This is a genomic window from Flavobacterium sp. GP15 (assembly GCF_014281985.1).
Classification (GTDB): Bacteria; Bacteroidota; Bacteroidia; order Flavobacteriales; family Flavobacteriaceae; genus Flavobacterium; species Flavobacterium pygoscelis.
In genome coordinates this window covers 658,108-672,693 of record NZ_JACFTC010000002.1, presented here as the reverse complement: position 1 = coordinate 672,693, position 14,586 = coordinate 658,108, and the positions used below count along the sequence as shown (strand labels likewise).

13 protein-coding genes are annotated in these 14,586 nt (G+C 32.6%); 6 read left to right on the top strand and 7 right to left on the bottom strand.

Going from position 1 to position 14,586, the window contains the following annotated elements; all coding sequences use genetic code 11:
• Window positions 1-152 precede the first annotated feature (152 nt).
• The gene (locus tag H2650_RS07210; protein ID WP_188050113.1) at window positions 153-734 is read left to right on the top strand and encodes an NUDIX domain-containing protein; all 582 of its coding nucleotides are present in this window, start codon (window positions 153-155) and stop codon (window positions 732-734) included.
• On the top strand, window positions 734-1,615 hold the full coding sequence (locus H2650_RS07205) for a DMT family transporter (RefSeq protein WP_188050111.1): 882 nt from the start codon (window positions 734-736) through the stop codon (window positions 1,613-1,615). Before H2650_RS07210 ends, H2650_RS07205 begins: the two co-directional genes overlap by 1 nt.
• Before the next feature lie 66 nt (window positions 1,616-1,681).
• On the opposite strand, the gene H2650_RS07200 is transcribed toward H2650_RS07205, so the two are convergent.
• The 3 genes from H2650_RS07200 to H2650_RS07190 all read right to left on the bottom strand — a co-directional run bounded on the left by H2650_RS07200 (window position 1,682) and on the right by H2650_RS07190 (window position 4,736).
• The gene (locus H2650_RS07200) at window positions 1,682-2,320 is read right to left on the bottom strand and encodes a peroxiredoxin (RefSeq protein WP_188050109.1); all 639 of its coding nucleotides are present in this window, start codon (window positions 2,318-2,320) and stop codon (window positions 1,682-1,684) included.
• A gap of 248 nt (window positions 2,321-2,568) precedes the next feature.
• Complete coding sequence (locus tag H2650_RS07195; protein WP_188050108.1) at window positions 2,569-3,786, bottom strand: MFS transporter; 1,218 nt, start codon at window positions 3,784-3,786, stop codon at window positions 2,569-2,571.
• 41 nt (window positions 3,787-3,827) lie between these two features.
• A complete protein-coding gene (locus H2650_RS07190; RefSeq protein ID WP_188050105.1) occupies window positions 3,828-4,736 on the bottom strand; it encodes an AEC family transporter in 909 nt (302 codons plus the stop codon).
• A 226-nt stretch (window positions 4,737-4,962) separates the two neighbouring features.
• Between H2650_RS07190 and meaB the strand changes: the two genes are divergently transcribed.
• Window positions 4,963-6,111 carry a methylmalonyl Co-A mutase-associated GTPase MeaB gene (gene meaB / locus H2650_RS07185; RefSeq protein WP_370566822.1) on the top strand — a complete coding sequence of 383 codons (1,149 nt, stop codon included), beginning with the start codon at window positions 4,963-4,965 and terminating at the stop codon, window positions 6,109-6,111.
• 3 nt (window positions 6,112-6,114) lie between these two features.
• On the opposite strand, the gene H2650_RS07180 is transcribed toward meaB, so the two are convergent.
• The 3 genes from H2650_RS07180 to H2650_RS07170 form a co-directional block, all read right to left on the bottom strand.
• Window positions 6,115-8,055: an LTA synthase family protein gene (locus H2650_RS07180; protein ID WP_188050101.1), complete on the bottom strand. Its 1,941-nt coding sequence runs from the start codon at window positions 8,053-8,055 to the stop codon at window positions 6,115-6,117.
• Between the two features lie 204 nt (window positions 8,056-8,259).
• Window positions 8,260-8,490 carry a hypothetical protein gene (locus H2650_RS07175; RefSeq protein WP_188050099.1) on the bottom strand — a complete coding sequence of 77 codons (231 nt, stop codon included), beginning with the start codon at window positions 8,488-8,490 and terminating at the stop codon, window positions 8,260-8,262.
• A gap of 8 nt (window positions 8,491-8,498) precedes the next feature.
• Complete coding sequence (locus tag H2650_RS07170) at window positions 8,499-9,893, bottom strand: MATE family efflux transporter (protein ID WP_188050097.1); 1,395 nt, start codon at window positions 9,891-9,893, stop codon at window positions 8,499-8,501.
• 225 nt (window positions 9,894-10,118) lie between these two features.
• Between H2650_RS07170 and H2650_RS07165 the strand changes: the two genes are divergently transcribed.
• Window positions 10,119-10,637 carry a hypothetical protein gene (locus H2650_RS07165; protein WP_188050095.1) on the top strand — a complete coding sequence of 173 codons (519 nt, stop codon included), beginning with the start codon at window positions 10,119-10,121 and terminating at the stop codon, window positions 10,635-10,637.
• A 50-nt stretch (window positions 10,638-10,687) separates the two neighbouring features.
• Here the strand turns inward: H2650_RS07165 and H2650_RS07160 are convergent, their stop codons facing one another.
• Window positions 10,688-11,566 (bottom strand): PPK2 family polyphosphate kinase, encoded by an 879-nt coding sequence (locus H2650_RS07160; protein ID WP_188050093.1) that lies wholly within the window; start codon window positions 11,564-11,566, stop codon window positions 10,688-10,690.
• Window positions 11,567-11,716: 150 nt separating this feature from the next.
• On the opposite strand from H2650_RS07160, the gene H2650_RS07155 reads away from it, so the two are divergent.
• Together H2650_RS07155 and H2650_RS07150 are read left to right on the top strand one after the other, a co-directional pair.
• Window positions 11,717-12,556: a hypothetical protein gene (locus H2650_RS07155; protein WP_188050091.1), complete on the top strand. Its 840-nt coding sequence runs from the start codon at window positions 11,717-11,719 to the stop codon at window positions 12,554-12,556.
• Window positions 12,557-12,621: 65 nt separating this feature from the next.
• On the top strand, window positions 12,622-14,490 hold the full coding sequence (locus H2650_RS07150) for a peptidase M61 (RefSeq protein WP_188050089.1): 1,869 nt from the start codon (window positions 12,622-12,624) through the stop codon (window positions 14,488-14,490).
• Window positions 14,491-14,586: the final 96 nt, after the last annotated feature.

Genomic DNA, 14,586 nt, shown 5'->3' with positions numbered 1-14,586 from the left:
CAAACCTACTCCACTCTAAATCTCAAATTTATTTTGGCTATTTAGCAAATTGATGACGATTAACAAATACACTCCTTAAGTTATTATTGTAGTATGAAATAAACAGCTACATTATTGCTCTAAAATACTCTTTTAAACAAAATCCATTTCACATGAAAAACCCCGTAATTAACATACAAAAAACCGAAGTCCTTTCTAATAACCACTATATTTTAAATAAAGTAACATTTGATTATCAAAAGAAAGATGCATCATGGATCACTCAAAAAAGAGAAGTGTATGATCGTGGCAATGGTGCAGCTATTTTGTTGTACAACACCAAACAAAAAACAGTTATTCTTACCCGACAGTTCCGATTGCCTACTTACTTAAACGGGAATGCATCGGGAATGATGATTGAGGTTTGTGCGGGATTACTAGATCAAGATAATCCAGAACAATGCATCATAAGAGAGACTGAGGAAGAAACAGGATACCGAATTACTGCTGTACAAAAAGTAATGGAAACTTATATGTCGCCAGGTGCCGTGACAGAAATTCTATATTTGTTTGTAGGACACTATGACGAAAGTCTAAAAGTGAGTGAAGGTGGTGGATTAGAAAGTGAACAAGAAAATATAGATGTTTTAGAAATGTCCTTTGAGGAAGCTTATGCTAAAATCGAATCGGGTGAAATTAAAGATGCCAAAACAATCTTGTTATTGCAACATGCCAAAATAAAGAATCTTGTTTAATGAGCAAAACAACAAAAGGCATTTTATTTGCATTGCTAGCTACGTTTTTATGGTCGGTAAACATGGTTATTGCTAGTGGCGTAAAAGAACATATTCCGCCAATAGGATTGGCTTTTTGGCGTTGGACAGTTGCTTGTGTTGTCCTTACTCCTTTGGCTTTGAGAGCGACTATTACAGATTTTAAAATTGTAAAAAAACACATTAAATATCTCTTATTAACTGCAATATTAGGTATCTCGATCTTTAACACTTTAATTTACTTTGCCGGAAAAACCACGAGTGCTTTTAATTTATCCTTGATGGCTATCTCGATTCCCTTATTCATTATAGGGATTTCTAGAATTGTATTTAAAGAGAAAGTTTCGAATCTAGCTATAGCGGGAATTATAACTATAATTACAGGAGTTTTAGTACTTATTAGTAAAGGTTCATTAGACGCGTTGCTTCGTATTAACTTTGCATTTGGAGATTTATTAATGCTTCTCGCCTGTTTTTTCTTTGCTTGTTATACTCTTTTAGTTAGAAAAAAGCCAAAGGAATTAGAGCCTAAAGTGTTTTTATATTATGTATTCGTAATTGGTACCTTGATACTGCTGCCTTTTTACCTCTGGGAAAATACTTATCTCGAAAAAGTAGTAATCGATTCAAAGACACTTCTTATTATCTCCTATGTTGGCATATTCGCTTCGTTAGTTTCTTTTTACTTATGGAACGAAGCCATCGTATTAATTGGCACATCAAAAACAGCTGTTATTTATTACTTGATTCCAATATTTAGTGGCATTCTCGCATATTTTTTTCTAGGCCAATCTATTGAATTTATACAAATTATAAGCATGGCTATTATAGTATTGGGACTAATAATTACCAATAAAAAATAATTAGAAAACAAAAAGCAGTATAATAATACATACTGCTTTTTGTTTTAACTTGTAAAATGAAAAGACCTATTTATTAGGTTGTGGTGTCATTCTTAAATATGGTTTTATTCGTTCGGAACCTTTTGGAAATTTTGCCGCAATATCTTCATCTTTAATTGATGGTGAAATTACAACAGGATCACCGTCTTTCCAATTCGCTGGAGTGGCTACACTATAATTTGCAGTTAGCTGTAAACTATCAATTACACGTAACAATTCATCAAAATTTCTACCCGTAGAAGCTGGATACGTCAGTGTTAATTTAATTTTTTTATCGGGTCCAATTATAAAAACAGAACGAACTGTAAAACTTTCACTGGCATTGGGATGCATCATATCATATAACATAGCAACATGCTTATCCTCGTCGGCAATGATAGGAAAATTTACAGTAGAATTTTGAGTTTCATTTATATCCTTAATCCACTCCATGTGAGAAGCTACACCATCAACACTCAAAGCAATAACTTTTACATTTCGTTTTTGAAATTCAGGATAATAGTTTGCTACTGTTCCTAATTCAGTAGTACAAACTGGAGTAAAATCAGCTGGATGTGAAAATAATATACACCATGAATCTCCCAGCCATTCATGAAATTTTATTTTTCCTTGTGAGGTCTCTGCTTCAAAATCAGGGGCAATATCGCCCAATCGTACTGTTGCCATACTCATTTATTTATTTGATTAATAGTACGGTAAGTTATTGAATTTAAATTGATAAAGAAAAATATAAACTTAAAATTCTAATCGTTTTACTTAAAAACAAAAAAAAGTAATAGTAAAGTTCGCCTTAGGAATACTAAGCTCATAGCCCTGATCGCAATGGCATCCTTTTATTTCCTATTAAGACGAAGGAAGAATAGGAAATAAAAGATATAATGGAGAGCAGGAATAAGCTACATAAAAAATTTATATTAGGACTGTTTTTTCTTTAAGTTAGGCAAAAAGAAAGCTATGATCCCGATTAGAGGCAAATAAGCACATAAATGATATACATAAGTAATACTGCTATGATCTGCTAAATTTCCTAACAAAGCGGAACCAAGACCGCCCATTCCGAAAGCAAAACCATAAAACAGACCGGAAACCATACCCAGTTTTTTAGGCAATAATTCTTGTGCATAAACCAAAATTGCTGGAAATGCCGAAGAGATAATTGTACCGATTACTACTGATAATACACCTGTCCAGAATAAATCTACAAATGGCAACAATAATGTAAAGGGAGCGGCTCCTAATACAGAAAACCAGATAACATATTTTCGGCCAAATTTATCTCCTAAAGGACCTCCAATTAAGGTTCCTAAAGCACACGAAGCTAAAAAGAGAACCAAGTGAAATTGAGCATCTTGAACAGATAAATTAAATCTCTCCATCAAATAAAAAGTAAAATAACTAGACATACTAGCCATATAAACAAATTTTGAGAATATGAGCACCATCAAAATTACTACCGAAATTACAATTTGATTTTGAGACAAATTCGGTAAATCGATTACTGCTTTTTTGGTACTTCTTAAACTGAGGTGATTTTGATACCAAAGTGCTATTCTGCTCAAAACTAATAATCCGATGACTGCCGCTACAAGAAACCAAATAATGTAGTGTTGCGCATTAGGCACAACGATTAATGCCACTAACAAAGGTCCTAAAGCTGTACCAGCATTTCCACCCAACTGAAATATAGATTGTGCTAAACCACGCTTTCCTCCAGAGGCTAAAAAGGAGATGCGAGAAGCTTCTGGATGAAAAATTGAAGAACCAATTCCTACTAAAACAACCGAAAGAATAATCATAGAAAAACTAGCTGCGTAAGACAAAGAGATTATTCCGAGTGCTGTAAAAATCATTCCGAAAATCTGAGAAAAAGGTTTAGGCCTTTTATCGGTGTACAAACCTACCAAAGGTTGCAAAATCGAAGCTGCTAGTTGATATGCTAATGTAATTAAGCCTATTTGAGTAAATGTTAAATTATAATTGTCCTTTAAAATAGGATAAGCAGCAGGAATTACTGCTTGTAATAAATCATTAATCAAATGCGCAAATGCAATTGAAAATAATATAGGATAAACTGTTTTTTGTGCAGTAGAAACGCCATCAATAGTTGATGCGTTAGTGGAGGATAAATTCATTTTTTTTTAATAAAATACATTAATACTGCTTCAAATAAGATTTATAGTTGAAGTACAAAATACCAAAAAATTAAGGTGATGAAAGAAAGTGGAATTCCAAAACCAATCATCATGCTACTCAATTTAGGTTTTAATCCGTGAGTAGTTGCGAGAATGCTCCCAGTAATCATTGGAGCCATTGCAGATTCCATAACAGCTACGTCTATCGTTTTTGAATGCTGCTGCAAAATTACAACATACAGTAAATAGATGAAAGCCGGAGTGAGTATTAATTTAAATAAAAGTCCCAATCCTAAATATCTCCAATGCTGACTTCTTCTATCAAACTGTAATTGCAAACCAACAGAAAGCATCGCTAATGGCGTAATAACACTTCCTGTTTTTTGAAGAAAATATTGAATGTATTCGTGAAAATCAACATTTAAAAAATTCATCAAACAAGCTATCACAAAAGTGATGAATGGTGGGAAAATAGCAATTTTTTTTGCGATTTCGAGACCATTTGGCTTTCCAGTAGAATACAAAGTAGCGATGAGAATAGTAACCGTAGAAAGCACAACAAATGAGCCAGGTTGATCAACTAAAATAGCCGTTTTCAACCCTTCCTCTCCATACAATGCTTCGATGATTGGATAACCCAAAAAAGAGGTATTTCCTAAACCAGCTGTAATAATTAAACATCCTGTAAGCTTACGAGACCATCCGAGCTTTTTACCTAAAAGACTAAAAAACAGATAAGAAGCTGCAAATCCAAGCCAAGCTACTCCAATAGGATATAACAGTTGGTTATTCCATACGATTTTAGGTATATAATACAATGCAATAGCAGGAAGACACAAGTAAATTACAATCTTATTTAAAAGTTTGTAAATTTCCGTAGGGAAGCCCTTTAACTTTTGAAGAAAAAGACCTAAAAATAAAAAAATAAAAATTAATGCAAAGTTATACATGACACACAATTGATTGCAAAAATACTATTTATAAATCTCCTAGAAATAAAGAAAAACAGAAATGAATAATAATTACATCATTGCCATTTATAGCATTAATAATAATGATATTGGTAAAAAAGCATTGTATCCTTTTACAATTCTTATTTTTAATTGAACAAAAAAAAAGAATCCTTTTACAAGGTAAACAATGACTTGATATAGGATGCTTTTTTTGAAACTGTTTATGTTTTCACTACTTTTACTTTTCAAATCATCCATTTTGCAAAACAAAAAATCACATCTTAGCGCTTTGAATGAAAAAGCAGGAATTCCTCCACCAGAAACCACTAGTTTAACTTCTATTGGAACAATTCAGCATTTTAGAAAAATACAACCTTCAGCAACTGCATTAGTTGAAGGTATTTTAGAGGGAAACATAACTGCTTTGAGTCGTGCCATAACTTTAGTGGAGAGCACAAATAGCAATCACTTAAGCAAAGCCAATGAAGTAATCAATGCTTGTTTACCACATTCTGGAAAATCGATGCGAATTGGAATCACTGGCGTTCCCGGTGTAGGTAAAAGTACTTTTATTGAAGCCTTTGGTAAATTTTTGACCAATCAGGGAAAAAAAGTAGCGGTACTTGCTGTTGATCCTAGTAGCACCATAAGTCATGGTAGTATTCTGGGTGATAAAACTCGTATGGAAGAATTGGTTAAAGATAAAAATGCTTATATCCGTCCGTCTGCTTCTGGTGAAACATTAGGAGGTGTTGCTCGAAAAACTCGTGAAACAATTACACTTTGCGAAGCGTGTGGTTTTGATACTATTATTATAGAAACGGTTGGCGTTGGCCAAAGCGAAACCGCTGTTCATAGTATGGTAGATTTCTTTTTATTGCTAAAAATAGCGGGTGCTGGAGATGAATTACAAGGCATAAAACGGGGTATTATGGAAATGGCAGATGCTATTGTAATTAATAAAGCCGATGGTGATAACATTAAAAAAGCGCAGTTTGCTAAAATGGAATTCAATAGAGCCTTACATCTTTTTCCAGCAAAAAAATCAGGATGGATTCCTAAAACCTCCACTTGTAGCGCTATCACTAAGGAAGGAATTCCAGTAGTTTGGGAAATAATTCAAAAATTTCTAGCATTGACTAAAGAAAATCAATCCTTTTTTGAAAAAAGAAAAGAACAAAATCAATATTGGATGCTGGAAACCATAAATGAGCAATTAAAAATAAATTTCTACAACCAACACGAAATACAGAATCTTTTAGAACCTACAAAAAAAGCGGTGCAAAATAATGAAATATCACCATTTGCAGCCGCTCAAAAATTATTAAACTTGTATCAAAATTCTAAAAACAATCCGCAGAATACGGACTAGTTTCTATTTCTTTTTCTTGATATCTCTTAGCTTATATTTATTTTCTCTATATAAATTACCTGCAGTAATCACATGCGCTAAAGCATCTTTTGCCAATTCAGGATCTAATTTTACAGGAATCAATGTAGTATCATTTTTAATTTTAAATTGCAAAGGTTGCAAATTAGGTTGCATAATAACAACTTGATCCTCAATTCTAAAAGCATTGATATCATTAAACTGCATGATTGATCTTCCTTTTGTTGTTGCCTTTATTTTAGTTAAATTTCTCCCCACCATAGGAGTTTCAAACTCAGCGCCTAAATAACTTAATAATGTAGGCGGAATGTCAATTTGACTCGCTAATTGATCGTATGTTTTTCCTTTAGGAACATTTGGACCAATTATTAAAGCAGGAATATGAAATTTATTGATTGGAACTAAATTTTTACCAAATGTTCTGGTGTTGTGATCTGCTATCACAATAAAAATAGTGTTTTTATAATACGGTTCTTTTTTAGCCATTTCCATGAATTTTCCAATCGAGAAATCAGCATATTTCATGGCATTGTTCACCGTTGCAGCTTTCTGATCGTATCTTTTTATTCTTCCTTCAGGATATTCAAAAGGTTCGTGATTGGATGTAGAAAACATCAATGAAAAGAATGGTTTGTCTCCTTTAGATTTAAAATAATCGTTGGCCTTAACTACTAAATCTTCATCAGAATAACCCCAAGTTCCTTTGAAAGCATATTTTTTACCATCAGCATCAAAATCATCTTGATCTACAATATCCTCAAAACCATTTCCGTTAAAAAAAGAAGCCATATTGTCAAAATTAGACATTCCTCCATAAATAAAACTGGTTTCGTATCCTTTGCGTTTTAAAGCTTCTGCCAAAGTAAAAAACCCTTGTTGTGAATTACCTAATTTTACCACACTTTCTGATGGAGATGGAAGAAATCCTGTAACTACCGCTTCTATCCCTCTTACACTTCGCGTACCTGTACAATATAGATTAGTAAACAATAAACCTTCTTTAGAAAGTTTATCAAACTCCGGTGTTAGGGGTTTTCCACCTAAAATTCCAACATATTCTGCACCTAAACTTTCTTGTAAAAAGATAACTAAATTATACGGTCTTTTTAAGATGGTGTCTGGAGTTTGAACATGCAAAAAAGGAATAGCTGGATCTGTAAATTGAGTCACATCCATGTATTTTTTTACACGTGCTGTGGCTTCTGCCTCTTCCATTTTGCCGTACATTTTTGTATTTCCTTCGTTCTTAATTGAATAAGCCGCAAATGCAACCGTATAAAAAGAATTTAATCCTAAGCAATTGGTCAATTGATCTGTAGAAAAAACTGCATTGCTGGCATTAATAGGTCTTTTAGAAGTCAAACTAGAACGTGCTCCAAAAAAGAGTAAAAAGAGCACCAATGGAAAGAGTAGTAATTTGAATTTATAATCTGAAGAATGAGTATGAAAGAGAACTTTTCCTTTTTTTAGAGCAAAATACAATACAACACCCAGAATTAAAAAAGTAACTATAATGGAGGTCAAATAGCTTTTTAGCAACATTCCAACTACTTCTTTGGGATATATTAAATAATCTAAGAAGATTTTGTTGGGACGTGTATCATATTGCTTTACAAAATCTGGAGTAGCAAGCTCGACAAAAAGAATCAAAAACAGAAATAAAAAACTATAGAAAGGCAGGATTTTATTAACGAATTTAATAGCATTATTTGGAGTAAATGTAACTAAGAGCGCTGGAAGAAAGGATAAATAACTCAAAAGAATTAAGTCCATTCGTAAGCCAATTGGAAAGATATACCAGTAATTCTCCGTTTCTACTACTCGATCTTTGAATAAGAAAAATAAAAACAACCGACTCAAAGTCATAATTAGCAATCCAATTGCCATAAAGTTAAAAACAGGTTTTAAAAAAGCTAATTTTTTCATTAAGAGGAAATTATTATATTTTATAAATGGATATTAATTTTAAACAAAAATAAACAGAATAAAAGGAATATGATTCTGTTATAGAATTAAAACAAAAAATAAAAGCCAATCATAAACAAATCAACACTCTAATTTCTCAGACTTCATTTTGTTTATAATCAGCTTTTTACTTTATTTTCGATACACTAATTTTTTTTGTAAAAACTATTCTTTTTCGTAGCGCTCCATTTCACGATCGTAAAAATCATTTGCAAGAACAATTAATCCTTCCATTTCTGCATTTAATTCTCCTTCATCTAGATCTTCAGCCTCTTCAATAAACTCTACCTCATCGTCTTTCAAATTGATTATAAATCTTGGATAATCAAGATGTATGATAAAAATGTCTTCTGGGAAGTCAGTATTGTCACCTAGTAAAAATTTTGGTAATTCCATAATATATTTTATTTATTAATGTCTTTAAATTGTCCTTCTAAAATTAATTTTTTTGTTAGTCTTGCAAAGCGAATATACAAAAATATAGCCGCAGCTGTAAGTCCAGCCGAAAGTCCAATCCAAATACCGATGGCTTTCAAATCAGTGTACAATCCTAAGTAAATTGAAATTGGAAATCCGATAACCCAATAAGCAACAAAAGTAATGTACATAGGCACTTTTACATCTTGCAAACCCCTTAACGCTCCTAAAACGACTACTTGTATTCCGTCAGAAATTTGAAAAAATGCAGCAACAAATAATAGTTGCGAAGCGATTAAAATAACTTCTTTAGTTTCTACAATGTGCTTGATATCATTGACATCAACGAAAATTCTAGGTAAATATTGGTAAAAAACGATAAAGATAACAGCAAAAACAATTTCTAAGAGTATGGCTAGTAAAAATATGGAGCGAGCTACGAGTTGTAATTTCACATAATCCATTAATCCTTTTTGGTTTCCTACTCTAATCATTACGGCAACACTCAAACCCATTGCAAACATAAAAGTTAGAGAGGCTAAACTTAGCGCTATCTGATTCGCGGCTTGGCTAGTCGTACCTAAAAGTCCTGAAAGCCAAATAGCTCCCGTAAACAAAGCTACCTCAAAAAACATTTGCATAGAAGACGGTAAGCCTAAATTAATAATCTTATTCAGCATTTTTTTCTTAATCTCTTTAAAACTGAAATTTTCAAAATAAGGATGAAATTTTGGTTTTCTAATCAAACTATAATGCATATAAACCAACATTACGATACGAGAAACAATGGTACCAATTCCGGCTCCGACAATTCCCATTTTAGGAAAAATCCAAATACCATAAATTAAAAAATAATTGATCACCACATTGACTACATTACCTATAATGGTAGCCCACATAGAATATTTCGTCTCCGACTTACCATCAGCAAATTGCTTGTAGGCTTGGTAAATTATCAAAGGGACTAGAGAAAAAGCAACAATATCAAGATAAGGTTTGGCCATTTCGACCACAATATCCGGCTGACCCATCAAGGAAATCAAAGGTTTAAAAAAGAAAATAATCAAGAATAAAGTAAATCCTAAGATCGTACATAAAAACAATCCGTGATGAAAAACACTCCTTCCTTCTTCTATATCATTTTTACCATCCGCTTCTGCTGCCAACGGTGTAATCGCAGTAGAGAAACCAATCCCTAATGATAAAGCTATAAAAACAAAACTATTTCCTAAAGAAACCGCTGCTAGTTCTGTTGGACCTAATTTTCCAACCATTATATTATCAACAATACCAACAATGGTATGTCCTAGCATTCCTAAAATAATAGGATACGCTAATTTTAAATTATAAGAAAACTCTTTGGTGTACTGGGATAAATTCACTTGCTTTTTTTTAAAGTCGACAAAGGTAAGCAGAAGCAATGAATTGTATCGATACAATTGAATATATAAGCTACTATTTTAAAAATTATCTCATCCAAACAAGTAATTCTATAACAAAGGCTTCAAATTGTATAACTATTTCGAGCGCTAACAATTTTACATTTGTACCGTTGTGTTTGACACACTAAAACAAAAAAATTAGAATAAAATTTAAAAAGAACAATTATGAAAATTTCAGGAAAAATTAAAATCGCAGTAGCATTTACAATGGCAGTAATGTTTTCAAATCAAACTCAAGCTCAAGAAACTAATAAATTAGAAAATTACGATCAAGGTTTCCGTTTAGGTGTTGGTCTTAACGCTGGTGTACCTACAAACGAAGATGTTTACAACTATTCAATAGGTGGAGATGTAAGACTTCAATACGATTTAACAAAAAGATACTCAGCAACATTAACTACAGGTTTTACAAACTTATTCATCAATGATGGTGTAAAAGATCTTGGATTTATTCCTGTAAAGTTAGGATTTAAAGCTTTCGTATGGGAAGATCAATTTTATGTATTAGGTGAAGTTGGTGGTGGTATTGCTGTAACTAACGGATACAAACAAGATACTTACTTATGGTCTCCAGGAGTTGGATTTGCTGGAAAAGATATTGATGTGAGTTTGCGTTATGAATCATACACAGAGTATGACACGAATCAAATTGCTTTACGTATCGCTTATGGTTTTAAACTATAAACTATATCTGATTAAAAAAAATGCGCTGATCTCAGCGCATTTTTTTTTGTTTATTCTTTATCTAACATTTCTTTGTAAACGGCTATGTTTGCTCGTATTTTATCATCCATTTCAGGCTCTTTAATATCGGTATATTTTTGCATTTCTTCCCAAATTATTTTTCCTACAATGTAACGCGCCATTTCTTTATCATCAGCTGGAATTACATACCAAGGTGCCTCTTTAGTTGCGGTTTTATTTATTGCTTCTTCATAATATTCCATATATTCCTCCCAGTGTTCTCTTTCTTTTAGATCACCAGTCGAGAACTTCCAATTGTGTTTCCCTTCTTCTAAACGTCGCAACAATCGTTGTCTTTGTTCTTCCTTACTTAAATGCATAAAGAATTTCAGAACTATAATTCCGTTTTGAGTAATGTGCTTCTCAAAATTTCTAATTTGCTCCATTCTATTTTCCCAAAACTCGGGTGTAATGTCTTCTAGCTTTTCTATTCCAGGCAAATTCTCATTCAGGATATATTCGGGATGAACACGTGTTACTAAAACATTCTCATAATGAGTTCTATTAAAAATCGCAAATTTTCCCTTTTCAGGTAAAGCTAAATAGTGACGCCATAAATAATCATGTTCCAGTTCAGTAGAATTTGGAGTTTTAAAACTACTAACCACAACTCCTCGTGAATTAAACCCTTTAAAAACTTCGCGTATCAAACTGTCTTTTCCAGAAGTGTCCATTCCTTGCAAGCAAATCAGTACACCATATATATTGTGCGCGTACATAACGTCCTGCAATTCGCTTAACTTGGCAGTTATTTTCTCTAATTTATTTTCTTTTTTTTCATCGCTAGCACCAACTTCTAGATTAGTTGGTAGTGCAGACAATTTAATCTTGTCAACCACTTTAAAATCATCTGGATTTATAGATTTCATAGGAAATAATTTATCTTTATAAACTCAAATATAGCAAATTTTAAGGAGCTTTTTCCTGCTGTACGCTATATCTTTTGCTTCGCCAAAATGGCTAAAGCAAAAGGATACCGCTACCATCAGGGCTAAGAACCCATTTTCAAAACTCTACCAATGGAAAAATTTAAAATCGATTTATTATTTCAAATCATCGGAATTGGCTCTGCTTCTGGACTTATATACAAAAATAATACACTCTGGATTATTGGTGACAATAGTGGTTTCCTTTACGAATACAATATAAATTCAAACGAATTAAATCGGCATCCATTAATCGAAAATCCAACTGAAAATATTGCTAAAAAAGACAAACCCGATTTTGAATCTATTACCAACCACGGAGACAACCTCTATGTTTTTGGTTCAGGATCGACTGACAAAAGAAATAAAAACATACAAATAGATTGGACTACTAAAAAGATAATAGCAACCAACGACCTCTCTAATTTATATAAACTGATGCAAAGCGTTGGTAAAATAAATCCCGAAGATTTTAATCTTGAAGGCGCTATTTACGATGGTAAAACTTGGTATTTTTTAAATCGAGGAAATGGAATCGCTGCCAAAAATGTACTTTTTACCATTAAAGGAGAAAGTATAACGAAACCATCTAGCATTCTTTCAAACGAATATAGTCTACCAAAAATAAAAGGTGTTCGCACCAGTTTTACAGATGCAGTCCTAGTGGAAAACAGCATCTATTTTTTGGCAACAGCCGAAGACACAGTTTCTACTTATGAAGACGGTGAAGTATTAGGCAGTATTATAGGAAGCATCGATCTGACAACCATGAAAATAAAATTCACAAAAAAAATTAGCAACACTAATAAATTTGAAGGATTAACGCTGTACAGTCATTCGAGTACTAAAATTGAATTTTTACTCTGCGAGGATAAAGACACATCCATTTTAGAAACAGCTATTTATAAATTAACACTTTTTATAGAACAGTAAAAATAAGACCTATTGTAACAATTAAAAAAGGAATAAGACTAACTAATAAAATCAACACTTAAAAGATGAAAAAAATATTTTTTGCATTAGCATTCGCCTCCTTTTTTTGGAGTTGTAAAACTGGAGGAACTGCCGTTACAGATACTAAATCTGCTACAGAAACCGTTGCCGTTTCTATTAACTTAAACGACATTAAAGACGACAAAGTAATAGTTGTCGTTACCTCACCAAAAATAACAACCGATGAAGTAACGTACAGTATCCCTAAAATTGTTCCAGGAACCTACTCTATTGATGATTATGGCAAATATATCGAGAACTTTAAAGCTTTTGATAGTAAGGGGAATATCCTTACTACAACTAAAGTTGACGATAATACATGGAGCATTAAAAATGCAAAAGCAATTGCTAAAGTGACTTATTTAGTAAATGACACCTTTGATACCGAAAAAGGAAGCGGATTCGGAAATAACGATATTTTTTCTCCTGCAGGAACAAACATCGATGCAGGCAAAAATTTTATGCTAAATATGCATGGTTTTGTAGGTTATTTTAAAGATAAAAAAGACCTTCCTTATCACGTAACTATTTCACATCCAGAAACACTTTGGGGCGCAACTTCTATGACTGATCTTGATGCAAGCACAACAAATGATCTTTTTGTTACATCGCGTTATGCTGAATTAGTAGAGAACCCTATAATGTATGCAAAACCAGATTATACAACTTTTACTATTGATGGCATGGAAATCCTTATTGGAGTTTATTCTCCTACAGGAATTGTAACTGCTGAAAGCATCACTCCAGAAATGAAGACTATGATGACGGCTCAGAAAACGTTTCTAGGTAAAGTAAATGCTACAAAAAAATATAGTGTATTATTGTATTTATCAACAATGACTCCAGATGACGCTAAAGGTTTTGGCGCACTAGAACATCCTACCGCAACAACAGTAGTTTTACCAGAAATGATGCCAAAAGAAGAATTGGTAAAGTCGATGATAGATGTAGTGTCACACGAATTTTTTCATATTGTTACTCCATTATCGATTCATTCTAAAGAGATTCATAATTTTGATTATAATGCACCAAAAATGTCAGAACATTTATGGATGTATGAAGGCGTTACAGAATATTTTGCTAATTTATTCCAAATCAATCAAGGCTTAATTTCTGAAGAAGATTTCTTGACTAGAATAGCAGAAAAAATAGCTCATGCAAATGCAATGAATGACACAATGCCGTTCACAACAATGAGTGCGAATGTTTTGAAAGAACCTTACAAAGCTCAATATTTAAATGTATATGAAAAAGGGGCTCTTATTGGGATGTGTCTGGATATTATTATCCGAGAAAAAAGTAATGGCGAAAGAGGGATTCTTGATTTGATGCAGAAATTATCTAATGAATACGGACCATCAAAACCATTTAATGACAACCAACTTTTTGCTAAAATAACTGCGCTAACCTATCCTGAAGTGGGAACATTCCTAACAACATATGTATCTGGAAGCACTCCTATTCCTTATGACATCTATTTAGCCAAAGTAGGTATTACAAAATCTATCACAAAAACAGCAGCCAATGTTTTCTTAAAAGGACAAGTTCCTTATATAGCTGTTGATCAAAAAACAAAAGAAATCAGTGTGAAACCAAATATTGAACTCAATGATTTTTATAAAAATTTAGATTTAAAAGGCGGAGATATTATTGTATCTATTAACAACAAACCTTACTCACTTACGAATATTTATGATATGATCACTAGCAGCCAAAACTGGAAAGAAAACGATGCAATCACTATCAAAATAAAAAGAAACGGCGTAGAAAAAGTAATCAAAGGGAAAGTAAAGCTTCCTTACGAACAAAAAGAAGGCCTTAAAGCGTCTGATGCAACAAAAAAAGCTTTAAAAGAAGCTTGGTTAAAAGGATAAAATATAAAAAAGTATAGCAAATCCCAATTTAGAAATAGATTGGGATTTTTTTTTGTGAAATTTGATACTATTACCCACATCTTTCCAACAATTTTC

Excerpts from the sequence above, each read along its gene's own strand:
- H2650_RS07155 (WP_188050091.1), top strand. The coding sequence starts at position 11,717 with ATGGAAAAATTTAAAATCGATTTATTATTTCAAATCATCGGAATTGGC.
- H2650_RS07175 (WP_188050099.1), bottom strand. The coding sequence starts at position 8,490 with ATGGAATTACCAAAATTTTTACTAGGTGACAATACTGACTTCCCAGAA.
- H2650_RS07150 (WP_188050089.1), top strand. The coding sequence starts at position 12,622 with ATGAAAAAAATATTTTTTGCATTAGCATTCGCCTCCTTTTTTTGGAGT.
- H2650_RS07190 (WP_188050105.1), bottom strand. The coding sequence starts at position 4,736 with ATGTATAACTTTGCATTAATTTTTATTTTTTTATTTTTAGGTCTTTTT.
- H2650_RS07210 (WP_188050113.1), top strand. The coding sequence starts at position 153 with ATGAAAAACCCCGTAATTAACATACAAAAAACCGAAGTCCTTTCTAAT.
- H2650_RS07205 (WP_188050111.1), top strand. The coding sequence starts at position 734 with ATGAGCAAAACAACAAAAGGCATTTTATTTGCATTGCTAGCTACGTTT.
- H2650_RS07180 (WP_188050101.1), bottom strand. The coding sequence starts at position 8,055 with ATGAAAAAATTAGCTTTTTTAAAACCTGTTTTTAACTTTATGGCAATT.
- H2650_RS07160 (WP_188050093.1), bottom strand. The coding sequence starts at position 11,566 with ATGAAATCTATAAATCCAGATGATTTTAAAGTGGTTGACAAGATTAAA.
- H2650_RS07200 (WP_188050109.1), bottom strand. The coding sequence starts at position 2,320 with ATGGCAACAGTACGATTGGGCGATATTGCCCCTGATTTTGAAGCAGAG.
- meaB (WP_370566822.1), top strand. The coding sequence starts at position 4,963 with ATGTTTTCACTACTTTTACTTTTCAAATCATCCATTTTGCAAAACAAA.
- H2650_RS07165 (WP_188050095.1), top strand. The coding sequence starts at position 10,119 with ATGAAAATTTCAGGAAAAATTAAAATCGCAGTAGCATTTACAATGGCA.
- H2650_RS07195 (WP_188050108.1), bottom strand. The coding sequence starts at position 3,786 with ATGAATTTATCCTCCACTAACGCATCAACTATTGATGGCGTTTCTACT.